Genomic DNA, 21,732 nt, shown 5'->3' on the forward strand with positions numbered 1-21,732 from the left:
GGAGGGGTCGACGGCCACGAGCGGACGTTGCGCGCGCGGCGCTCAGAGGGGTGGTTCTGCGGTACCCTAGATACTCGTTCAATGCGCTTTCAACCAAGGAGGCCCTATGGCGGACGCGCCCATCAAGCGAGCGCTGGTCAGTGTCACCGACAAAGAGGGCGTGGTGGACTTCTGCCGCGTCCTTTCCAAGGAATGCGGCGTGGAGATCATCTCCACCGGTGGCACGGCGCGCGTGCTGCGCGAGGCCGGCATCCCGGTGGAGGAGATCAGCGACTACACCGGCTTCCCCGAGATGATGGACGGCCGTGTGAAGACCCTGCACCCGATGGTGCACGGCGGCCTGCTCGCCAACCGCGACGTTCCCGAGCACATGGCCGAGGCGGCCGAGCACGGCATCCCGATGATTGACCTTGTGGTGGTGAACCTCTACGAGTTCGAGAAGACCGTCGCCGACAAGGACGTCACCTTTGCGAACGCGATCGAGCACATCGACATCGGCGGCCCCTCGATGCTGCGCTCCGCCGCCAAGAACGCGGCCAGCGTGACCGTGGTGTGCGACCCGGCCGACTACACCCGCGTTCTCGAGACCATGGAGCACAACCACGGCGCCACGACCCTTGAGCTGCGGCTCGAGCTGCAGGCCAAGGTCTTCGCGCGCACGGCGGCCTACGACACCGCGATCGCCAACTGGCTGGCCGACGAACTGGCCAAGAACCAGGGCGCGAGCGAGAGCGGTCCTGCGACCGTGTTCCCCGAGCGCCTCTCGCGCAGCTGGGTCAAGGCCGAGGACCTGCGCTACGGCGAGAACCCGCACCAGGCGGCGGCGTTCTACCGCGACGGCGACGCGGCGCCCTGCTCGCTGGCCAACGCGGTGCAGCTCAACGGCAAGCCCCTCTCGTACAACAACCTGCTCGACACCGACGCCGCGTGGGCGGCCGTCCGCGAGTTCGACGAGCCGGCCTGCGTGATCTTGAAACACCAGAACCCCTGTGGCTCCGCGACCGCCAAGGACGTGACCGCCGCCTACGACAAGGCCTACGCCTGCGACCCGGTGAGCGCGTTCGGCGGCATCATCGCCTGCAACCGCGAGGTGCCGCTCGACCTGGTGGAGCACTTTGCGGACCAGAACAAGCAGTTCGTGGAGGTGCTCATCGCCCCGGGCTACACCGAGGAGGCGCTCGACCGCCTGGCCAAGCGCAAGAACCTGCGCGTCCTGCAGACCGGCGGCGTCGACCGCCCGGCGGCCCTCGAGGCGCGCACCATCGACGGCGGCGTGCTCGTGCAGGAGGTGGACCTGGCCAGCGAGGACCCGTCCACCTTCACCGTGGTGACCGAGCGCGAGCCCTCCGAGCAGGAGCTGCACGACCTGCTGTTTGGCTGGAAGGTCGTGAAGACTGTGAAGTCCAACGCGATCCTCATCGCCAAGGACGACGCGGGCATCGGCATGGGGCCGGGGCAGCCCAACCGCGTGGACTCCGCGAGGATCGCCTGCGACCGCGCGCACGCGGCCTGCGAGCGCATGGGCGTGCCGGCCGAGAACCTGGCCGCGGCGAGCGACGCGTTCTTCCCGTTCCGCGACGACGTGGACGAGCTGGCGGCCCGCGGCGTGACCGCGATCATCCAGCCGGGCGGCTCGGTGCGCGACGAGGAGGTCATCGAGGCCTGCAACGAGCACGGCATCGCGATGGTCTTCACGGGCGTGCGGCACTTCCGGCACTAGGTGCCCTGCAACGGCAACGTTCGGCGCAGAGGCGGCCGGCGTCCCCACGGGCGTCGGCCGTTTCCTTTCGCCCTGAGGCCGCGCTGGCTCGCCTGGCGCGTCTGGCCCTCGAACGGGGTCGAGGTGGCACTATGATGCCCGGTGACGAAAGGGGCGCCCATGCTTGACCCGGAACGCGACTACACCGACAGCGACCTTGCGGCCCTCGAGGCCGAGGAGCTCGAGAGAGTGAAGGACTTCTCGCTGGGGGAGCCGGCGCTCGTGTGTCGGTGGCGCCTGGCGGAGCGGTCGCTGCCACTGGCGAACCGCCATATGCGCGCGTTGGGAGCGCGGACGGTGAACGGCGCGCCGCTGACGCCGGAGCTGCTCGGCTGGGTGCGGCAGCACGTGGAGTGGACGCTCGGCGACGGCGCCTGGGAGCACCCCGACGGCGTGCTGATGCTCGTGATCGACAAGGACGGTCACGCGGCCATGAGCCTGGGGGAGTTCGAGCCGCTGGCGGACGCGAACGTTGCGGCGCTGCGGGGCCGCGCTCGGCTGGCGGCCAGCGAGCAAGCCGAGACGGGCGTGGCGCCGGAGGTGCTGTTCGCCGAGCGGGACGGAGCGGTGGTGGTCGGGCTGGCCGAGGACGCGCCCCGGGCCGGGGCGGTGTCGCTGGTCGTGGATCTGGCCTCCACGCTGGGGGTTCCGGTGAGCTTCGACCCGACGCTGGCAGATAGCGACGATGCCGCGGTGTTCTTGGTCTCCGATGAGCACGGCGTGGTGCCGGCGAGCGACGGCGAAGGGTCGCTGGGGAGGCGCTTCTCGGAGCACTACGCGAAGCTGCTCGCGTCCACGAAGCCGCCGCGCCGCTAGGTCGCCTGCCTTGTCGGCTGGCCGAGCGGTTTGCTCGGGGCGCGCAGGTTGCGGGGCCGTTTGGCTTGCGGGGAAACGGTTCCCCGCAAACGGCAGCTCGGTTTTGTGGGGAAACGACGTGGCCCCCGCTCGCTATCTCGGGTTTCTCGCGCTTGGTGTCGCAATAGGGTGCGTTTCTCCGCAAAGACCCGCGCGGTTTTGCGGAGAAACGTTTCCCCACAAACAGGAAACCGGCCTGCGTCGTCGGTGTCGCGGCATGGGGACCTCGATGAACGTCTGATGTCGGATGGTTGTGAATCAAATCGCGGAAGCTGTTGCGCTCCCGAGCGATTCGTGGTTCCGTGGAACGTGGGCGACGGTCGATTCGTTGTCCGGGCGCGGGCGTGGCGGGCCTTACAGAGGTGTGAGACGGGCCCTCCCGCACCCGTGCCACAATGTCGGGAGTCAATGTGAGGGAGGCATCGTGGCGCGCATCGCGATTCTCGAGGACGACGCGGCGATCCGTGACGCGCTGGCAGAGCTGCTCGCGCGCCAGGGTCACGAGGCGGTGCCGGTCACGGACTTCATGCGCGCGGTGCCGGCCCTGCTCAAGGTCGAGCCGGACCTGGTCCTGCTCGACCTCGGTCTTCCCGGCGTGGATGGCACGGCCGTCTGTCGCGACTTCCGCGCGCAGTCCAACGCGCCCGTCATCGTGGTGACGAGCCGCGACGACGAGCTGGACGAGGTCCTTTGCATGCGCCTCGGCGCCGACGATTACGTCACCAAGCCGTACCGCCCGCACGTGCTGCTTGCCCGCATCGAGGCCGTGCTGCGCCGGATCGGGGCCGGCGCCGTGCCCCTGCTGCGCCACAAGGGCGTGACGCTCGACATCGAGGCCGCGACCGTCTCCACCGAGCAGGGCTCCGTGGAGCTCACGCGCAACGAGCTCAAGATCCTCGCCCTTCTCATGCGCAATGCCGGCTCGGTGGTGTCGCGCTCGGCGCTCATGTGCGAGCTGTGGGACTCCGATGCCTTCATCGACGACAACACGCTCACCGTGAACATCAACCGCCTGCGCCAGACGCTCGAGCGCGTGGGCGCCCGCGACCTGCTCGTGACTCATCGCGGCCGCGGCTACTCGGTGTGACCATGGGGCTGCTGCGGTACCTGCGCGACCACCTGGCCTCCGAAGTGGTGTTCCTCTGTGCGTTCTTCCTCGTGGGCTGGTCGCTGGCGCTCACCGAGACCTCGCAGGACACGGGGCTCCTCGTGCTGCTCGTGCTCGCGCTCGCGGAGGCGGCGCGGATCGCGATCGGCTATCTGCCCTCGGCGCGCTACTGGCGCGAGCTGCGCGAGGTCGCCGACGCCTTGAACCCGCTCTTCGTTGCTGCGGACCTTCCGGAGCCCACCTCGAGCGAGGCCCGCGCGGCCGACGACGCCATCGACGCCGTGCGCACCGAGGCCCAGCGGCAGGTCTCGGAGGCGCGGCGCGACGCCGCCGAGTACCGCGACTTCATCGAGCTGTGGAGCCACGAGGTCAAGACGCCCCTCGCGGCTGCGTCCCTGGAGCTGGCGAACCATCCCGGCGAGACGGCGGAGGCCTTGGCGCCCCAGCTCCAACGCGTGCAGTCCTACGTGGACCAGGCGCTCTTCATGGCGCGCAGCTACACCGTGGGCCGCGACTACGTGGTGCGGCGCGTGCCGCTGTCGCAGGTGGTGGGCGTGCCGGTGCGCGAGCGCATGAGCACGCTGATGGCCGCAGGCGCCCGGGTCTCCACGGAGGGCCTCGACCAAGAGGTGCCCTGCGACCCCAAGTGGACCTCGTTCATCGTGGGGCAGCTGATCGACAACGCGGTGAAGTACGCGGCGGACCGACCGCTGGAGATCCACCTGTCCGCCGAGCGCCTGGGCACCGGGACCGCCGCCGAGCGCGTGGTGCTCCGTGTGGCCGACAACGGCGTGGGCATCGCGGCGCAGGACCTGCCGCGCATCTGGGACAAGGGCTTCACCGGCGAGAACGGCCGCACGACGGCGGGGGGCACGTCCACCGGCATCGGCCTCTACCTGGTGCGCACGCTCTGCGACAAGACCGGCCTCTCCTGCACGGCCTTCTCGGACGGGCGCACGGGGACCGCCGTGGAGGTCACGTTCCCGGCGCTCGGCCTCCCTTACGCGGGTGTCACGCAGGCGTAAGCCCGCGTGATGGTTGCGCGATGCGCGCTCCCGCATCCTGAGAGTCGTCAGACAACGACCCGAAGGAGCAACCCTATGCATGCGCTCAGCACGTACTTCGAGGAGAACGACCGGCTCATGGCCGGCGAGATGTCCACCGGCGAGCTGGTGGTGTGGACCGTGATGATGACCGTCCTGGGGTGGGCCATGATGGCCGCGCTCTGGGTGTTCGCCCGCTAAGGAGGCACCATGACCAACGTGTTGGAGGTAAGGAACCTCGAGAAGGTCTACGGGTCCGGACGCGGCTCGACCACGCAGGCGCTGGCGGGCGTGAGCTTCTCGGTGGCCACCGGCGAGACCGTCGCCATCATGGGCCCGTCGGGCTCCGGCAAGACCACGCTGCTCAACTGCATCGCCACCATCGACCGCCCCACCTCCGGCGAGGTGATCGTCAACGGCCAGGACGTCGCGGCGCTCAGGCAGCGGCAGCTGGCGGCGTTTCGCCGCACGGAGCTGGGGTTCATCTTCCAGGACTCCAACCTGCTCGACACCCTCACCTGCTTCGAGAACATCGCCCTGCCGCTCACGATCAGCCGTGTGAGGCCGGCGGAGATCAAGACCAGCGTGGAGACGGTCGCGACCACGCTGGGGGTGGCGGAGCTGCTCGACAAGTACCCCTACCAGGTGTCCGGCGGCCAGGCGCAGCGGGTCGCGGCGGCCCGGGCCATCGTGGCGAACCCGTCGCTCGTGCTGGCGGACGAGCCCACCGGGGCGCTCGACTCCAAGAACTCCCAGATCCTTCTGGAGTGCTTCGAGTCGCTCAACCAGCGCTTCGACTCCACGATCCTCATGGTCACGCACGACGCGTTCGCGGCCAGCTTCTGTCATCGCGTGCTGTTCATCCGCGATGGCCGGCTGTTCACCGAGCTGCGCCGGGGCGACAAGGGGCGCCACGACTTCTTCGACGACGTGATGCGCGTCGTCGCGGTGATCGGCGGCGGCGCGGACGGTGATGGCCGATGATCGGCAAGCTCGCCCTCGGCAACGTGCGCCGCTCGCTCCGCGACTACGCCATCTACTTCGTCACCATCGCGCTCGGCGTGGCGGTGTTCTACGCGTTCAACACCATCGACCAGCAGTCGCAGTTCCTCTCCGAATCCACGAGCGACACGCTGCAGCTGGTCTCGACCATCATGACGGCGCTCACCTACATGCTGGCCGTGGTGCTCGGCTTCCTGATGGTCTATGCCAACAACTTCCTGATCCGGCGCCGTCGCGAGGAGTTCGGCCTGTACCAGGTGCTCGGCATGGAGCGTCGACAGGTGTCCGCGATCATGCTGGTGGAGACGCTCGTGGCGTCGCTTGGCGCGTTCGCCGTGGGCATCGCGCTCGGGCTGCTGCTGAGCCAGTTCCTCGTGTTCGTCTCGGCCGCGCTCTTCAACGACACGGTCAAGCAGTTCAAGTTCATCTTCTCGCCCGAGGCGCTGCTCACGGTGACGGTCTGCTTCGCGATCACGTTCCTCGTGATGCTGCTGTTCAACCTGCGCACGGTGCGGTCCGTGCGGCTGGTGGAGCTCATGAGCTCTGGGCGCGAGAACGAGAGCCAGCGGCTGCGCCCGCTGCCGCTCTGCATCGTGCTGCTGGCGGTGTCGGTGGGCCTGATCGTGTGGGCCTACGTGCGGCTCACCCACGACGGCCTGCCGGTGATGCTGGACTCCGACAGCGAGATGACCCGCTTCTGGATCACGACGGCCATCGTCACGGTGGGCACGTTCGGTCTCTTCTGGAGCCTCCCGACGGTGCTGATCGCCGTGCAGCGCCATATTCCGGCCCTCTATCTGCGCGACCTGCACATGTTCACGGACCGTCAGATCGCGAGCCGCGTGAACTCCGCGTCCGTCACGATGGCCGTCACGGCGATGGTGCTGTTCCTCGCGATGACGTCGGTCTCGGCGGGCATGTCCATCAGCTCTGGCATCAACGCGGGGCTCGAGACCAGCGCGCCGTTCGACACGTCGGCCTCCTTCTATTACTACGACGCGCCGGTGTCGGCGGACGTCTCCGAGCAGAACTGGGCCCAGGGCTGGACCGCCGCAGGCCAGGACCCGGAGGACGGCCTGAGCAACGCCACGTCGGACACCGAGGCAAGGATTGCCCGCGCGACGGAGCCGGTGGACCTCAAGGCGCTCCTGGCGTCGCAGGGGGTGGATTGGGACGCGCTGGCGTCGGGCGTGGCGCAGGCCAATGTGTACAGCCAGGTCGGGGGCTCCACGGCGCAGTACGGTGCCACCGCACCGGCGTCCTCTGAGCCGCTCTCTGTTGCGAGGTTCGTGCCCTATGCGAAGGATGCCGCCACCGCAGCGGTGCTCGGGTCGACCGCCGACGAGAACTACCTGCCGGTGGTGCCGCTCTCCTCGTACAACGCGCTCCGCGAGCTGCTCGGCATGGAGCCGATGACGCTGGCCGGCGACGAGTACCTGCTCACGTCCAACGTCGGCGACAAGGTCACGAAGGACCTGTACGACCCCGCGCTGGCCGACGGCCTCGCGTTCCAGTTGAACGGCGTGACGCTGCGCCCGGCGCAGAGCACCTGCGTCACCGACAAGAGCGCCGCGTTCCTCAACTCGGCGACGGGCTGGAACACCGGGAGTGTGGTCGTGCCGGATGAGCTGGTGCGCGGCCTGCCGCTTGCGAACAGCTACCTCGCGGCGATGGCCAAACCGGGGCAGGAACAGGCGCTGGAGGACGCCGTGAGCCATGCGTGGCCGGACGACGACAAGCGTGCCGGCTATGAGAACGGGTACCTCGTGGGCTTCGTGTCGCAGATCGTCGGGCACACGGATGCCGTCGCGGGCAGCTTCACGATGACGGGGCTCGTGGGTTACATGGCCGTGTACATCGGCTTCGTGCTGGTGGTGAGCTGCGCGAGCATCCTCGCGATCCAGCAGCTGTCCGGCGTGGTGGACTCGCGGCACCGCTGCAAGCTGCTGTCCGACCTGGGCGCGCCGAGCCGACTGATCGGCCGGTCCATCCTGGCGCAGGTGCTGTTCTACTTCTGTGCGCCGCTCGTGGTCGCGCTGTGCCACTCGGCGGTGGCGTTGAAGCAGGTCATCGATGTCGTGGCGGTCTTGACGGCCGTCGACATCCTCGGCACGGTGTGGCTGGCCTTCGCGATCTTTGGCGTGGTGTACGGCGGCTATCTGCTCGTGTGCTACGGGCTGTCGTGGAGCACCATCGCGCGCGACATCCGGCTGGCCCGGCGATAACCGCGCCGCGGACGCTTGGGAGAGAGCCGTTTGTCCACACCTGGACGCTTCGGAGAGAGCCATTTGTCCACGCTGGACGCTTGGGAGAGAGCCGTTTGTCCACGCTTCGATCGGTTGGAGCGTGGACGTTTCGCTTTGACGGGCGTGCCCGGCGCTGGTAAAGGGGCTGCGCCCATCTAGCCCGGCCCTGGGCCGCCCGTCGATGCCGCGCCTGGACGCTTGGGAGAGAGCCATTTGTCCACGCTCCGGCCCGCTGGAGCGTGGACAAATGGCTTTGACCGGAGCGTCCAACCGTGGACAAACGGCTTTGACCGGAGCGTCCAACCGTGGACACTTCGCTCTCTCCGAAGCGTCCAGGTGCCGTTAGGCCGTCTCCCAGAAGTTGCGGCGCAGGTCGTCGCGACTCTTTGCCCCGGCTTTCTTCACGATGTTGTGCACATGCGTCTTCACCGTGCCCACCGAGAGGAAGAGCTCGTCCGCCATCTCGGTGTTGCTCTTGTTCTCCAGCACGAGCGCCAGCACCTCGCGCTCGCGGGCGGTGAGGCCGTGCTGCTCGGCGAAGCGGGGGAGGCGCTCGTCGCGGTGGTGGGTGAACGTCTCGTCCGCGCCGTCCTTTGCCGGGGCCGGTGCGGGCGGCTGTCGCAGCCGGAACTGCAGCACGTCGAGCGCCTGCGCGCAGGAGACCCATGCGAGCGCAAGGAGCATGACGTTCTCGGCAAAGTTGCGCTCGGCCAGGTACAGCGGCAGCGACGCCACGTACAGCGGGTCGAGCACGATGATCACGAGCAAGTCCTCGGCCGTGATGGCCACGAGGCCCACGGCCATCCAGGTCAGCCATTTCTTGGCCCCGATGAGCCAGGGCCGGTCCTTCGGCTCGCTGGCGAGCGACCGCCATGCGTACACCAGCATGAAGGCCAAAAAGACCTGGCGGCACGTGTAATACAGGAACTGCCGCACCGCCCCATAGGGGAGCAGCGCCACGCAGGCCACGTGCGCGGCGAGGAACGCGCCCGTCGGCAGGAGCCACCGCTTGACGTCGAACCGCTCGAGCCAGCACAGCGCCGCCGCCCAGAGTGCCCCCAGCAGCAACGTGGAGAGAGCGGTGCGGGCGACGGGATTGATGATCTCGTAGTACGCGGCCTCTGGGAACGCGATGTTCTGGCTCAGGAACTCCTCGAGGAAGATCGCGCCCAGCTCGCAGAAATACAACAAGAAGAACGACCCGAGCGCCACGTGGGCGCGCGACCGCGTGGCGCCTGCCGCCGCAAACTGCAGCAGCCCCGCGCCAATGCACACCACCAGAATCACGAGCGTGTAGAAGAAGAAAAAGCCGTTCACGCCGGCCCCTCTCGCCGTCCCTTCCATGGTGTCCCTACATTACGGGCAATCGCTGGGGCCACATCCGTCTATTCGGCGGGCGTAAACCCCCTCTCAACCCCATCAACCCCCTGTTGAGCTGCGGGTTGATTCTTGGATCAAATCCATGAGCGGCCAATAAACCCAGTTCAACTTGCCTACAGAAAACATCGGCGCCACGGTGGTTCTCGACAAGCGGGCCCGCAAGGCCCCCAAGCCACCGGTCGCCGGCGGGGCGGCCGCAGAGCGCAAAGGAGACGGACATGGCAAAGGGTTTCCCGAAGGACTTCATCGACACCAACGAGCTCACGAAGGAGCAGATCCTCCAGATCGTCGACCTGTCCATCGCGATGAAGCGCTGCATCAAGAACGGCTACTATCCGCCCCTGCTGAAGAACCGCACGCTCGGCATGATCTTCCAGCAGGTCTCCACCCGCACCCGCATCTCCTTTGAGACGGCGATGACGGACCTCGGCGGCCACGCGCAGTTCTACGGCCCGGGCACCATCCAGCTGGGCGGCCACGAGTCCATCGAGGACACCGCCCGCGTCATGGGGTCGCTCGTCGACGTCCTGATGGCCCGCGTCGACACCCACGCGGACGTCGTGCAGCTCGCGAAGCACTCCCAGGCCCCTGTGCTCAACGGCATGAGCGACTTCAATCACCCGACTCAGGAGATCGGCGACCTGATGACGATGATCGAGAACCTCCCCGAGGGCAAGAGGATCGAGGACTGCACGCTCGCCTTCATCGGCGACGCGACGCAGGTCTGCGTGTCCCTGATGTTCGTCTGCTCCAAGATCGGCATGCACTTCGTGCAGTTCGGGCCCAAGGGCCACCAGATCACCGACGGCGCCCTGATGAAGGACGACTCCGTGGACCTGCTCGCCATCGGCGAGGCCAACTGCAAGGAGTCCGGCGGCACCATCACGATCAGCGATGACATCGACTGCATCAAGGGCGCGGACTTCATCTACACCGACGTTTGGTACGGCCTCTACGACGAGCAGGAGTCCGGCGAGGACTACCTGCAGGTCTTCTATCCCAAGTACCAGGTGACGCCCGAGATGATGGACTACGCGGGCCCCGACTCCAAGTTCATGCACTGCCTGCCCGCCACGCGCGGCGAGGAGGTCGTGGACGCCGTCATGGACGACGAGCACCGCTCGCTCTGCTGGGACGAGGCCGAGAACCGCAAGCACTCCATCCGGGGCCTGCTCGCGACCTTCTGCCCCTGGAACGTCGAGACCGACCAGGTGGGCGAGGCCAAGGACGAGCTGGTCAAGGCCCTCGCCGCGATGTCCTTCCCCACGGACGTCGTCGAGTAGCACGCCGCCCCGCCGGCGGGCGCCCCGGGCCCCGGTCCGGGGCGTCCGACACGTTTCGAACTCGTCCTCTACGAAAGGCCCCTCATGGCTGGCAAGAAGTTCTCCTTCATGAGCGTGATCCTCTCGGTGATCTGCGTGGTCTTCGTCGCCGAGGCCGCCGCCCCTGCGGCCGCCATCGGAAACCAGCAGTTCTTCTGGTGGATCTTCCTCATCATCACGTTCCTGCTGCCCTACGGCATGGTGGTCGCCGAGCTGGGCACCACCTACGACTCCGACGGCGGCATCTACGATTGGGTCCGCGACGCCCTCGGCGACAAATGGGGCGCCCGCGTGGCCTACTACTACTGGATCAACTTCCCGCTCTGGATCGCGTCTCTGGCCACGCTGTTCCCGGACATCATCGGCATGGTGTTCGGCGTGGAGTTCAACCTGGTGGCGACCGTGGGCATCGAGCTCGCGTTCACCTGGATCGTCGTGCTCATGGCCACGTCCAAGGTCTCCGACTCCGCGTGGGTGCTCAACGGCGGCGCCATCCTGAAGGTCGCCATCGCCGTGACCGTGGGCGCGCTCGGCATCTGGTACGCGATGAACAACGGCTTCGCGAGCGACATGAGCCCGGCCACGTTCCTGCCGGACTTCACCTCCACGAGCGCCCTCGGCTACCTCTCGATCATCATCTTCAACTTCATGGGCTTCGAGGTCATCTGCACCTTTGCCAAGGACATGGAGAACCCCGAGCGCGACATCCCCAAGGCCATCATCGTCGGCGGCCTTGCCATCGCGGCCATCTACCTCTTCTGCTCGTTCGGCATCGGCGCGGCCATCCCGGCCGACCAGATCGACCCGGACTTCGGCATGATCGTGGCCGTGCAGACCATGGTGGGGGACTCGCCGCTCTTCGCGATCATCTCCATCGTGTTCCTGATCACGCTGTTCGCGAACATGGCCAGCTGGTCCTTCGGCGTCAACTTCGTGGCCGACTACGCCGCCAAGCACGGCAACATGCCCAAGCCCTTCGGCATCGAGTCGCCCAAGACCGAGATGCCCAACGGCGCCAATGTGATCAACGGCATCGTGGCCTCGCTCGTCCTCATGATTCAGCTCATCCCGGTGGACGCGATCGCCAACGGCCTCTTCTGGATGCTCTTCGCCACGAGCGTCGTGTTCCTGCTCTTGACCTACATCCCGATGTTCCCCGCGTTCATCAAGCTCCGCAAGGTGGACGCCAAGCGGCCGCGCGTGTTCACGTACCCCTTCAGGGGCACCGCGATGAAGGTCACGCTGGCCATTCCGGTGATCGAGCTTGTGCTCGCCATCGTCGCGACCCTGGTGCCGTTCTCGGCCGAGGAAGTGCCCGAGAAGCTCCCGATGATCGCCATCTTCATCGTGCTGCTCCTGGTGGGCGAGGTCATACGCGTGCTGTCCGCCAAGGGTCGCACCGAGGAGTTCAAGGGCCTCACCGCCGAGGAGGCCGAGATGCGCCTCGCCGACGAGCGGACCCACGGTCTGGATCACCTGTAACTCGCACAGACCACCTGCAAAAGGGGACGGAGCACTTTTGCAGGTGGTTAGAAGAGCTATTTGCAGGAATGCTCCGTCCCCTTCTTCAGGACTAGAAAGGAACCGCCATGCGCACCATCACCGAGTCCGAGTCCACGCCTGCGGCCGACGGCTACGCGATGCCCGCCGAGTTCGCCCCGCAGGACCGCGTGTGGATGGGCTGGCCCCACCGCACCGACACCTGGGCCCACGGCGCCAAGCCGGCCCAGGCCCAGTATGCCAACGTCGCGCGCGCCATCGCGCAGTTCACTCCCGTCTACATGTGCGCCAACGAGTGCGACTACGCCAACTGCAAGGCCGTCTTCGAGGACGACCCCAATGTGACCGTGGTCGAGATGTCCACCAACGACGCGTGGTTCCGCGACACCGGCGCCACGTTCGTCACCAACGGCGAGGGCGGCAAGCGCGCCGTGCACTGGCACTTCAACGCCTACGGCGGCGCCATCGACGGCCTCTACGCGCCCTGGGACTTCGACGAGCAGATCGCCGTCAAGATGGCCGAGCTGGCCCACGCCGACTGCTACCGCCCGGACGACATGATCCTCGAGGGCGGCTCCATCACGGTGGACGGCGAGGGCACCGTCATCGTGACCGACCAGTGCCTGTTGAGCCCCGGCCGCACCGCCTCCGCTGTGCGCGAGGAGCCCGACGAGGACGACATCTGGCCCACCTACGCCAACACCTTCCAGCCCTGGTCCGAGCCGCTCCGCGCCTACATGACCGAGCACCTCAAGGACTATCTCGGCGTCGAGAAGGTCATCTGGGTCAAGGAGGGCATCGACCCCTGCGAGACGAACGGCCACATCGACGACGTCGCCACGTTCATTGCCCCCGGCGCCGTGGCCTGCATCTGGACCGACGACCCCGACTACCCGTTCTACCGTCAGTGCCACGAGGCCTACGAGACGCTGTCCAACGCCGTCGACGCCCAGGGTCGCACGCTCAGGGTGCACAAGCTGCCGATGCCCGTGAAGCCGGTCTACATGGACGAGGCCTCCTGCGCGTCCATCGACGTGGACGAGAACGCCGAGCCCCGTGTGCCGGACGAGCCGCTCATCGCGAGCTACATGAACTTCCTCGTGACCAACGGCGGCGTCATCACCCCGCAGTACGGCGACGAGAACGACGCGCTCGCCATCGAGACGCTGCAGCGCATCTACGACGAGGAGTGGGGCGCCGGTGCCTACACCGTGGTGGGCGTCCCCAGCGAGCAGGTGGTGTACGGCGGCGGCAACATCCACTGCATCACGCAGCAGGAGCCGCGCGCCTAAGGCTCTCGGCGCCCGGGGCCGCGCGCCCCGGGCGCTTCGATTCCGCACGCGTTCCCAACCCCCGAAAGGGCTGATATCACCCACACAACCTCAGGGTGAGACGCCTACCCGTCGGCACGTCCGCCCTGCTCCCCTCGAGAGGGGGCCGTCATGGCTCGCAAGAAGTTCTCTCCTATAGACGTGGTCCTGTCCGTCATCTGCGTGGTCTTCACCATCGAGGCCGCCGCGCCCGCGAGCGCCATGGGCAACGTGCAGTTCTTCTGGCGGATCCTGCTGATCGTCACGTTCCTGGTTCCCTATGGCCTCGTGGTCGTCGAGCTCGGCACCACGTACGACTCAGACGGCGGTTTGTACGATTGGGTTCGCGAGGGGCTCGGCGATGCCTGGGCCGCTCGCTGCTCGTGGTACTACTGGGTCAACTTCCCGATGTGGATGGCCAGTCTGGCCTGCCTGTTCCCGAGCATCATGAACTCGCTCTGGGGCATCGAGCTGTCGATGCCGGTGCGGATCCTCATCGAGCTGGCCTTCGTGTGGGGCGTCACCGCGCTCGCCTTCTCGCCGGTGTCCGATGCCGAGTGGATCATGAACGGCGGTGCTGTGATCAAGGTGTTCATCACGGCTGTTGTGGCCGGAGCGGGCATCTGGTTCGCCGCGACAAATGGGTTCGCAAACGACCTCGCCTTCGAGACGTTCCTGCCGAACCTTGCCAGCGCGGACTCCCTCACGTACCTCTCGGTCATCCTCTTCAACTTCATGGGCTTCGAGGTCGTCGCCACCTTCACCAGCTCCATGGAGAACCCCCAGCGTGACATCCCCAAGGCCATCGTGGTGGGCGGCATCGTGATCGCGGCCATCTACATTCTGTGTGGCATCGGCATCGGCGCCGCCGTGCCCGTGGAGGAGCTGTCGCTGGACTCCGGCATCGTGGACGCCGTCATCGCGATGCTCGGCGCGAGCCACCCTCTCACGCTTGCCGTGGGCGTCGTGTTTCTCGTCACGCTCTTCGCGAACATGACGAGCTGGTCGTTCGGCATCAACTCGGTGGCCAGCTACGCGGCCAGGCACGGGAACATGCTCGCGCCGTGGGGGATTCTTTCCAAGAAGACGGGCATGCCCAACGGCTCTGCGGTCATGACGGCCGTCGTGGCGTCCGTGGTGCTCTGCCTGCAGCTGGTGCTCCCGGCCGAGGTGACCGAGAACATCTTCTGGGTGCTCTTCTCCACCAACGTCGTGTTCCTGTTGCTCAGCTATCTGCCGATGTTCCCGGCGTTCTGGCAGCTGCGCAAGCATGACGACCGCCCGCGCGTGTTCCGCGCGCCCTTTGAGGGCGGCCTGCTCGCCGTGGTGCTGGTGATTCCGGCCGTCGAGCTGGTGCTGTCCATCGTCGCCACCATCGTGCCCCTCAACGGCACGGCGGACGAGCTGGCCAAGCTGCCGATGCTGTTTGCCACGATTGGGCTCGTGGCGCTCGGCGAGGTGGTGCGCGTGGTGTCCAAGCGCGGCCGGGGCGAGGACTACCGCGGCGTCCGAGCCTGCGGCCCTTCCGACGGTTGGGCTGGCGACCTGTCCGCCTAGTCCGCCATCCCTCCCGCGAATCTGGACGCTTCGGAGAGAGCCATTTGTCCACGCCTGGACGCTTCGGAGAGAGCCATTTGTCCACGCCTGGACGCTTCGGAGAGAGCCATTTGTCCACGCTCCGATCGGCTGGAGCGTGGACAAATGGCTTTGACGGGGGCGCCAGCTCCCCGCGACGTGCTCTGGATGGCCGTTCGCGGCCTAGTCGACCTTGGCGTAGGCGTCGGCCGGCCCCTCGGGCTCGGCGGTCTCGGACCACTGGAAGTTGTCGCTGCCGTTGTCCTGGAGGTCGAAGTAGGTGGTGGTCCCAGCCTGGCCGGTGAGGCAGAGCTTGGCCGAGCCGTTCTTCACCAGGTCGGTGATGTCGAAGCTCCGGTCGTAGTAGTGCAGCCACGTGCGCCCGTCGTCACCGGTGACGATGTCCACGCCCATGGTATCGGCCACCTCCTGCGCCGAGAGCGCTCGCTCATTTCCGTTGCCGTCGTACTCCACGCCGCCGCCTCCCACGACCTCGCCGGTGGGATTGCCCTCGCCGTCGAGCACGGTGAACTCGTAGCTGCCGTCATCGATGGGCTCCGCCACCATCGTGCGCTGCTCGCCTCCGAGCCACGCGTTCACGGTGGTCCTAAAGCCCCCCAGGTCCGTCGCGTAGGCTGTGCCGGCGCCGCCCAGTGTCAGGGCCGCCACCAATGCCAGGGCCGGCCCCAGCGCCACGTGCTTGTTCGCTTTGCGCTCCACCGTGTCTACCTCCAGAGAGATGTGGTCGGGGGCATGGAGCGCGCCGAACGCCTTCTTGTAGTTGTCCGAGTTACGACTCATCGCTCCACTCCTCCTTGAGCGCCCGTTTGAGCTGCTTGCGGCCGCGTGACAGCCGCGTCTTCACCGCGCCTTCGCTGATCTTCAGCACCTGGGCCACCTCGCGAACGGACAGGTCCTCGTAGTAGAACAGGTGCACCGCCACCCGCTGCTTTTGTGGCAGGCGCATCACCTCGGCGAACAACGACTCCGCCTGGGGGTCCTCAAAGGCCAGCGTGTCCATGTAGTCGTCCAGGGGCACGGACTTCCTGCGCCAGAGCTGGCGCGTCACGCTCACGGCCTTGTTCACCGTGACGCGCAGGAGCCAAGCCTTGATGTGCTCCTCGTCCTCGAAGTCCTTGCTCGACGTGTGGTAGGCGATGAACGCGTCCTGCACCACGTCCTCGGCGTCGGCCGCGTTCCTGCACACGTTGAATGCCACCGCAAACAGGTGATCCTTGTGCTCCTCGATCAGCTCCTGTGTGTCTGCTCTCATCTAAGCGCTCTCGTCTGCTTTCCGGTCTGAAGGGCCCTTCATTAGCAACACGCACGAGGGGAGCGAAAGGTTACAAGGCCACGAGCGATGTTTGGCAGAGCTTCGTCACCGGCTTGAGAAGGCGCTCCTCAAGCTCATCCATACCGGGAATCTGGCTCTCCTCGTTCAGAACGTGAGCCATGGCCGCAGGAATCTCGGTGGCCAGGGCCGCCATCATTTCGGCCAGGTCGCCCCCCGAGATCTCTGCCTCCTCAAGCCCGTTGTCATCGGCGAACTTCTGCAATCGCCGGGCGCTCACTCGCCCGGCGCGAGCCTCTCCGGCAATGCCCATTGCGAGCTTGATGGTCTCCTTCGGTCTCGTGTAGGGGAGTACAGAGGCCACGTCGTAGAGAGGGGCCAGGTACGCGGCATCGCGGTCGAGCAGGACCGAATAGTTCTTGGCGTGCGCGTCGGTGGCGCCGGTCAAGTAGTTGAAGAAGAGCATCTGGAGGAACCCGCGCACGTTCTTCTGAGCCGGCGCGCCCGTCTTCAAGAGGAGGCCGACAATCTCGTTGGCGGCAGGCCCGCCGTCCTGGGGATACTTGTTGCCAGGCATGACGGAGAACGCCTGACAGAGGTCCTCTTGGTGGATGCGGACAACCTGTCCGGCTGCATCGCGAGCCCGGTCGTAGCGGGTCGACACGATGGCGGGCTCATCCTCGAACAGGAGATACTGGGTTTCCGCGGCTCGCAGCCCGACTGCCCGAGCTGTCTTAAGGCACACATACTCGTTGAGCGCCTGCAGCTTGAGCCCGGGAATGCCAGGCTTGAGGATGTGCGTCGTGGCGGCCCCGCCCTCGCACTGGAACCAGCGCCCGTCCTCGCGGCGCAGTGCGAACTTTGCCTGTGCGCCTCCCAGCGACCACCGCTCTCGCGCGCGGAGCCATCCGTCGGCAATGCGCTCTCGGCCTTGGCGCAGGCGTTCGGCGATGTCGCGGTTCGTCAGGGGGACGAGGCGATCTTCGCGTGACTGGTCCTGGCCTGGAGCAAAGACCTGCACGGCGCCGGGACAGTCGAGGCCCATGACCGACAGGAGCGCGAACGGGTTGCGCCCGGAGACGTCGAACTCGAGGCCCGCGCGGCGCCGAACCTCGCTGTCTTCGGGAAGCAGACCCTCTAGGTAGGGGCGCACCTTGTTGTCGCCATAGGTGCTCTGGGACACCGGCATCGAGAGGGAGAGCGGCACGCCCATGTAATCAGGCGCGTAGGAGAAAGACAGCGAGCCGTTGCCGGACTGCGTGAGCGCGCCTGCCTCGAGACCGGCTATGGCCACGGTGAGCTGCCTACTCATAGTCATCCCACCTCAAGAGGACGCTCTGGAGCGTGGCGGTGTACTCCTCGCCCTGGGAGCGGGCCACCGGGATGGGTCCGCTCTTCAGCTGGAGACCGAGCCCGAGAAACGACAGCACGCGCACCAGGCGGTCGAGAGAAATGCCTGTGGCAGTTCCCTTTTCGATCTGTCGCACCAGGCGCTCGGAAACATCCGCGCCCTCCGCCAATTCTTCCTGGGTCAGGCCTTGTGCACGTCGCGTCTCGCGCACGCAGGCGCCCAACGTCCGAGCGAGCACAAAGGTGTCGTCAGTAGCCATAGATCCTCCCCAGGGTTGCGAGGAAATCCAGTAAGAGAAGCATATCGGCATAATTATGCCGGTGTCAAGAGCGGCAGAAAAATGCCGCCAGGTTCTCGCGAGAACGGGGCGTCGGCGGGATCTCACCTGGCCTTGGCCCCTATGCTGGTCGCTACGCTCGTGCGGGACGCCTTGCCCAGCGCCTCTCGTCAAGCCGGCGGATGACCTTCGAGAAGCCCTTGGTGCACACGCCCACGCAGAGCGCCGCGGCAACGGTGCCCTCGCGCACGCCCGCCGGGGCGCCCAGACACACGACCGCGCAGACGAGCGCGACCACGACGCAACTCACATCGAAGGCCACCTTCACGTTGCCGAACACCGCGCCGGTCTTGTGCGCCACGGCCTGCACGATACCCTCGCCGGCCGCCACGGTCAGGTCGCTCCGGATCTCCAGGCTCACGCCGAGCGCCAGCGTCACGATGCCTGCAGCGCACAGGAGCCACTGGGCCACGTAGCTGTCGGGGGTGTCAAAGGGGAGCAGCGCGTTCCAGAGGTCGATGGCGCCGCCCATGCCCGCGGCCATCAGGAGCTGCAGCAACGTGGTCCAGGATACCTCGCGCCGCAGGATTGCGAACTGCGCCAGCACGAAGAACGCGTTCACGATGATGGTGGTGGTTCCCACCGTGAGGCCGCTGATCTGCGCCGTCACGTAGGGGATGGAGCTGATGGGCGACGTGCCGAGGCTCGCTTTGATTTGCAGGCTCACCCCAAGGCCCATCAGCAGCAGGCTGCACGCCAAGAGCAGGCAGCGCAGCAGCGGGTGACCCGACCTTACCGATTCGGACAACGAGGACGTAGAGCCTCACTCCTTCCCAACGGGGTCTGTGGTTTCCAGGGCGGTACACGTGGCGGCCAGCAAGCGCTTCAGTTCTTGCAGCTCAGCGGCTGTGAGCGCGTCCGCCACGGGCTGCTCGGCCCGAGCAAACACCGGCCCGAGGTCTGCGGCCGCCCGCGCGCCCGCCGGGGTCAGGGTCACAAAGACCGACCTCTTGTTGCCCTCGTGCCGCCCGCGCGAGATGAGCCCCTGCTTCTCCATGCGGTCGAGCAGCGCGCCCGTCGTGGCGCGCTCGATCAGGCAGCCTGCGGCGATGGTGGCCTGGTCGGCCTCCCCGTGGCGGGCGAGGAACTCGAGCACCTTGGGCTGTCCGGGGGTTAGGCCCAGCTCCGACGCGCCGGCGGTCACCCGGCGGTGCATCAGGGTCTGCGCGCGCATCAGCAGCTCGTGGAGCGAGTCCGGTGCCATGGCGCCTCCCAATACTGTTAGTATTCTTACTGTAAGTATGCATACCATATCACGACCGGCCCTGCGGCTCAAAACACATCCCGAGTACCGGTTCCCCTTAGACTGGAGCCACACTGAAGAGAAGGGCCCGGAGCGTGATACTCGGCATCGGCGCGGACATGGTGAGCATCTCGGAGATCAAGCGGCTGCTCGAGGAGCCGTCGGGCGCCTTCGCGCGCCGAACGTTCACCGAGCGCGAACGCGAGCAGGCCGGCTGGGCCGGCCCCGATGCTGTCACCGATGCCTGCGCCTCCCGGCTCGCTGGGACCTTTGCGGCGAAAGAAGCCACGTTCAAGGCCGTCGCGCAGCCCTTTGACCTGCGCCTAGTCGAGGTTCCCCGCGCGGACACCGGTGCCCCGTATATCGAGACAACCGGCCCGCTGGAGCCCGTTCTCGCGGCCGCCGGTGTCACGGCCCTGCACCTCTCCATCACCAACGAGGCCGGCCTGGCCGTCGCCATGGTCCTCGCGGAAGGCTAGCCGTCCGCGAGGACCATTCGTGCGGATGCGTCCCTCGCCGAGAAGGGAGGCCTCGTGCTCACGGCTCCAATCCACGCGGCTCGCCGCTGGCACTGCTCACGATGGGCTACTGGTTGCTCATGGCGTTCCAGCTGTTCGTGTGCGTGATCAGCCACTCGCTGGCGCTCCGCACGATGATCCGGCTCTACGCGCCGGTCTGGCTTATCGTCGGTTCCATCCTCCTTTTTGTGCCTGTCGCCAATCTGGGGCGTGTTGACGGCCGCTGACGTGCGTCACCCGCTCTTCGCGATGATGGTCTGCGTGCTCACCAGCTCAGTTGCGTTCATCGTCTACTCGTTGGATCCCAGCCGTGGCTCTGGGCAGAGCTGGCCGACGCCGCCATCTTGGTGGCGCTACTGCGCTCGACGGGCATCTGGACGGTAGCGCTCACGTTGGCGGGGCTGGCGGTGTGGAAGCTCTGGCGCGTGCGGTGCGGCAAGCCGGACCAGGGCGCGACGATGTCCACGGGCGCCCATACGGTCGTGGAGCGGCGTGAGGCGCTTGAGCGCCACTGAATTGGTGACGCAGTGCGTCACGTTTTTTGACGACTCCCAAAACGGAACTCAGTGTGTTCCATTTTGCTATGCACTGCGTGGCGAATTGAGCCGAACCCGCTACCGGAAGAACCGCTGCGAACTCTCCGCTAGGTCGTCCCAGCAAAAACTAAAAACTGCAGCAACTTGTAAAAACCACAGCAAACCGTAAAAATGGCATCAACCAGTAAACGAGAGGAGCATCTCGTGGCGAGCAATCCCTTTAACCCGGGTTTTGGCCATGTGCCGGCTCGTATTGCGGGCCGTGCGGCGATTCAAGCGGACCTGCGCCAGGCGCTCGAGGTCGGCAGGGACGACCCGAATCTCTGCACGCTCTTAGTTGGCCCGCGGGGCACGGGCAAGACCGCTCTTCTCAACCTTTCGCTGCGCTGGGCCCAGGAGCTCGACTGGGCGGTGGCCAGCGTCACCACTGGCCCTGACATGCTCCAGCAGGTGATTGAGCAAACCATGCTTGCCGTCCAGAAGCTGCCTCATGTGGACGGCGTCAAGGTGAAGACGCCGGTTGTCGAGGTTTCCCTTACGGGCGGTCTGGCGGAGACCGGCACATGGCGAACTCGCATGTCGCTGCTTCTCGATGCCTTGAATGCAAAAGGTCGCGGGCTTCTCATCTGCGTTGACGAAGTCCTTGCCCAAGATCCCGCGCTCGTGTCTCTTGTGGCGGACTACCAGCAGCTCTCGGCATCCGAGGGCAAAAAGGTCGCGTTGTTTATGGCCGGCCTTCCGGACAACGTGCGCGACGTCAAGAAGGACAAGATTGCCTCGTTCTTGCGCCGAGCCCGCATGCAACAGCTGGGAGCCATTCCGTCCGGAGACGTGCGCGAGGCGATGACCCTGTCGTTTGCTGACTCCGGGCAGACGATTGAGCCTCGAGCGCTCGATTCCATGATCACCGCGATTGCTGGTTATCCCTATCTCTTCCAGCTGGTGGGCTATTACACCTGGCGCTATGCGCAGGGAGCCGGGGTTGTGACGGCACAGCACGCAGGGCCGGGGATTGAGTCCGCGCGAGATGAAATGCGCGAGACGGTGATTGATGCAACGCTGGCGGACCTGTCCGACGGCGACCTGTCTTTCTTGGCGGCCATGCTTCCCGACCAGGAGAAGTCCACCCTAATAGACCTAGGGCAACGCCTGGGGCGCAGCTCCGGGCATGTAAGCACCTACAAAAAGCGCCTTCTGCGTGCCGGCGTCATTACCACCGTGGGTCGCGGACGCGTCCGCTTCGCCCTGCCCGGGCTTCGGGAGGCTCTGGAGGAGGAGTCCTAGGCTTTCCCGGTGCCGTGGCACATACTGCGCGCCGGACGGCGACATGAAATAAGCGCCCCGACCTGCGGGGTC

At 66.5% G+C, this 21,732-nt stretch carries 22 protein-coding genes; 15 read left to right on the forward strand and 7 right to left on the reverse strand.

All coding sequences use genetic code 11. From position 1 onward, the window contains the following. Positions 1-106: 106 nt before the first annotated feature. The 7 genes from purH (at position 107) to QJ043_RS04485 (ending at position 7,992) form a co-directional block, all read left to right on the forward strand. Positions 107-1,720, forward strand: a complete 1,614-nt coding sequence (gene purH, locus QJ043_RS04455; RefSeq protein WP_283713595.1) for a bifunctional phosphoribosylaminoimidazolecarboxamide formyltransferase/IMP cyclohydrolase — start codon at positions 107-109, stop codon at positions 1,718-1,720. Between the two features lie 159 nt (positions 1,721-1,879). Beyond that, positions 1,880-2,575, forward strand: a complete 696-nt coding sequence (locus QJ043_RS04460; protein WP_283713594.1) for a hypothetical protein — start codon at positions 1,880-1,882, stop codon at positions 2,573-2,575. A gap of 463 nt (positions 2,576-3,038) precedes the next feature. After that, a complete protein-coding gene (locus QJ043_RS04465; protein ID WP_283713593.1) occupies positions 3,039-3,701 on the forward strand; it encodes a response regulator transcription factor in 663 nt (220 codons plus the stop codon). 2 nt (positions 3,702-3,703) lie between these two features. Then, positions 3,704-4,747: a sensor histidine kinase gene (locus QJ043_RS04470; RefSeq protein ID WP_283713592.1), complete on the forward strand. Its 1,044-nt coding sequence runs from the start codon at positions 3,704-3,706 to the stop codon at positions 4,745-4,747. Between the two features lie 75 nt (positions 4,748-4,822). After that, a complete protein-coding gene (locus QJ043_RS04475) occupies positions 4,823-4,966 on the forward strand; it encodes a hypothetical protein (protein ID WP_283713591.1) in 144 nt (47 codons plus the stop codon). A 9-nt stretch (positions 4,967-4,975) separates the two neighbouring features. Further along, positions 4,976-5,749: an ABC transporter ATP-binding protein gene (locus QJ043_RS04480; protein ID WP_283713590.1), complete on the forward strand. Its 774-nt coding sequence runs from the start codon at positions 4,976-4,978 to the stop codon at positions 5,747-5,749. After that, the gene (locus QJ043_RS04485) at positions 5,746-7,992 is read left to right on the forward strand and encodes an ABC transporter permease (protein WP_283713589.1); all 2,247 of its coding nucleotides are present in this window, start codon (positions 5,746-5,748) and stop codon (positions 7,990-7,992) included. Before QJ043_RS04480 ends, QJ043_RS04485 begins: the two co-directional genes overlap by 4 nt. A 363-nt stretch (positions 7,993-8,355) precedes the next feature. Here QJ043_RS04485 and QJ043_RS04490 read toward each other — a convergent pair whose 3' ends face one another. Further along, on the reverse strand, positions 8,356-9,330 hold the full coding sequence (locus tag QJ043_RS04490) for a helix-turn-helix transcriptional regulator (protein ID WP_283713588.1): 975 nt from the start codon (positions 9,328-9,330) through the stop codon (positions 8,356-8,358). Between the two features lie 281 nt (positions 9,331-9,611). Between QJ043_RS04490 and ptcA the strand changes: the two genes are divergently transcribed. The 4 genes from ptcA (at position 9,612) to QJ043_RS04510 (ending at position 15,082) form a co-directional block, all read left to right on the forward strand. Next, a complete protein-coding gene (gene ptcA / locus QJ043_RS04495; protein ID WP_283713587.1) occupies positions 9,612-10,676 on the forward strand; it encodes a putrescine carbamoyltransferase in 1,065 nt (354 codons plus the stop codon). 84 nt (positions 10,677-10,760) lie between these two features. Beyond that, on the forward strand, positions 10,761-12,197 hold the full coding sequence (locus QJ043_RS04500) for an APC family permease (RefSeq protein WP_283713586.1): 1,437 nt from the start codon (positions 10,761-10,763) through the stop codon (positions 12,195-12,197). Between the two features lie 107 nt (positions 12,198-12,304). Beyond that, on the forward strand, positions 12,305-13,507 hold the full coding sequence (locus QJ043_RS04505) for an agmatine deiminase family protein (protein WP_283713585.1): 1,203 nt from the start codon (positions 12,305-12,307) through the stop codon (positions 13,505-13,507). Positions 13,508-13,657: 150 nt separating this feature from the next. After that, positions 13,658-15,082, forward strand: a complete 1,425-nt coding sequence (locus tag QJ043_RS04510) for an APC family permease (protein WP_283713584.1) — start codon at positions 13,658-13,660, stop codon at positions 15,080-15,082. 201 nt (positions 15,083-15,283) lie between these two features. Here the strand turns inward: QJ043_RS04510 and QJ043_RS04515 are convergent, their stop codons facing one another. The 6 genes from QJ043_RS04515 to QJ043_RS04540 form a co-directional block, all read right to left on the reverse strand. Beyond that, the gene (locus QJ043_RS04515) at positions 15,284-15,901 is read right to left on the reverse strand and encodes a hypothetical protein (protein WP_283713583.1); all 618 of its coding nucleotides are present in this window, start codon (positions 15,899-15,901) and stop codon (positions 15,284-15,286) included. Next, positions 15,891-16,373 (reverse strand): RNA polymerase sigma factor, encoded by a 483-nt coding sequence (locus QJ043_RS04520; RefSeq protein WP_283713582.1) that lies wholly within the window; start codon positions 16,371-16,373, stop codon positions 15,891-15,893. Before QJ043_RS04520 ends, QJ043_RS04515 begins: the two co-directional genes overlap by 11 nt. A gap of 70 nt (positions 16,374-16,443) precedes the next feature. Beyond that, positions 16,444-17,703: a type II toxin-antitoxin system HipA family toxin gene (locus QJ043_RS04525; protein WP_283713581.1), complete on the reverse strand. Its 1,260-nt coding sequence runs from the start codon at positions 17,701-17,703 to the stop codon at positions 16,444-16,446. Further along, positions 17,696-18,001 (reverse strand): helix-turn-helix domain-containing protein, encoded by a 306-nt coding sequence (locus QJ043_RS04530; protein WP_283713580.1) that lies wholly within the window; start codon positions 17,999-18,001, stop codon positions 17,696-17,698. The genes QJ043_RS04525 and QJ043_RS04530 overlap by 8 nt, the downstream gene beginning before the upstream one ends. A 151-nt stretch (positions 18,002-18,152) precedes the next feature. After that, complete coding sequence (locus QJ043_RS04535) at positions 18,153-18,827, reverse strand: YczE/YyaS/YitT family protein (protein WP_283722742.1); 675 nt, start codon at positions 18,825-18,827, stop codon at positions 18,153-18,155. 15 nt (positions 18,828-18,842) lie between these two features. Beyond that, positions 18,843-19,283 carry a MarR family winged helix-turn-helix transcriptional regulator gene (locus tag QJ043_RS04540; RefSeq protein WP_283713579.1) on the reverse strand — a complete coding sequence of 147 codons (441 nt, stop codon included), beginning with the start codon at positions 19,281-19,283 and terminating at the stop codon, positions 18,843-18,845. 134 nt (positions 19,284-19,417) lie between these two features. Here QJ043_RS04540 and QJ043_RS04545 point away from each other — a divergent pair, with 134 nt between their 5' ends. From QJ043_RS04545 to QJ043_RS04560, 4 genes are all read left to right on the forward strand, one after another. Continuing rightward, a complete protein-coding gene (locus QJ043_RS04545) occupies positions 19,418-19,801 on the forward strand; it encodes a holo-ACP synthase (protein ID WP_283713578.1) in 384 nt (127 codons plus the stop codon). 101 nt (positions 19,802-19,902) lie between these two features. Continuing rightward, complete coding sequence (locus QJ043_RS04550; RefSeq protein ID WP_283713577.1) at positions 19,903-20,067, forward strand: hypothetical protein; 165 nt, start codon at positions 19,903-19,905, stop codon at positions 20,065-20,067. A 120-nt stretch (positions 20,068-20,187) separates the two neighbouring features. Continuing rightward, complete coding sequence (locus tag QJ043_RS04555; RefSeq protein WP_283722743.1) at positions 20,188-20,355, forward strand: hypothetical protein; 168 nt, start codon at positions 20,188-20,190, stop codon at positions 20,353-20,355. A gap of 225 nt (positions 20,356-20,580) precedes the next feature. Beyond that, positions 20,581-21,660, forward strand: coding sequence for an ATP-binding protein (locus QJ043_RS04560; protein WP_283713575.1), 1,080 nt, complete (start codon positions 20,581-20,583; stop codon positions 21,658-21,660). Positions 21,661-21,732: the final 72 nt, after the last annotated feature.

It is taken from the genome of Kribbibacterium absianum (assembly GCF_030067705.1).
In the GTDB taxonomy this organism is placed as follows: domain Bacteria; phylum Actinomycetota; class Coriobacteriia; order Coriobacteriales; family Atopobiaceae; genus Kribbibacterium; species Kribbibacterium absianum.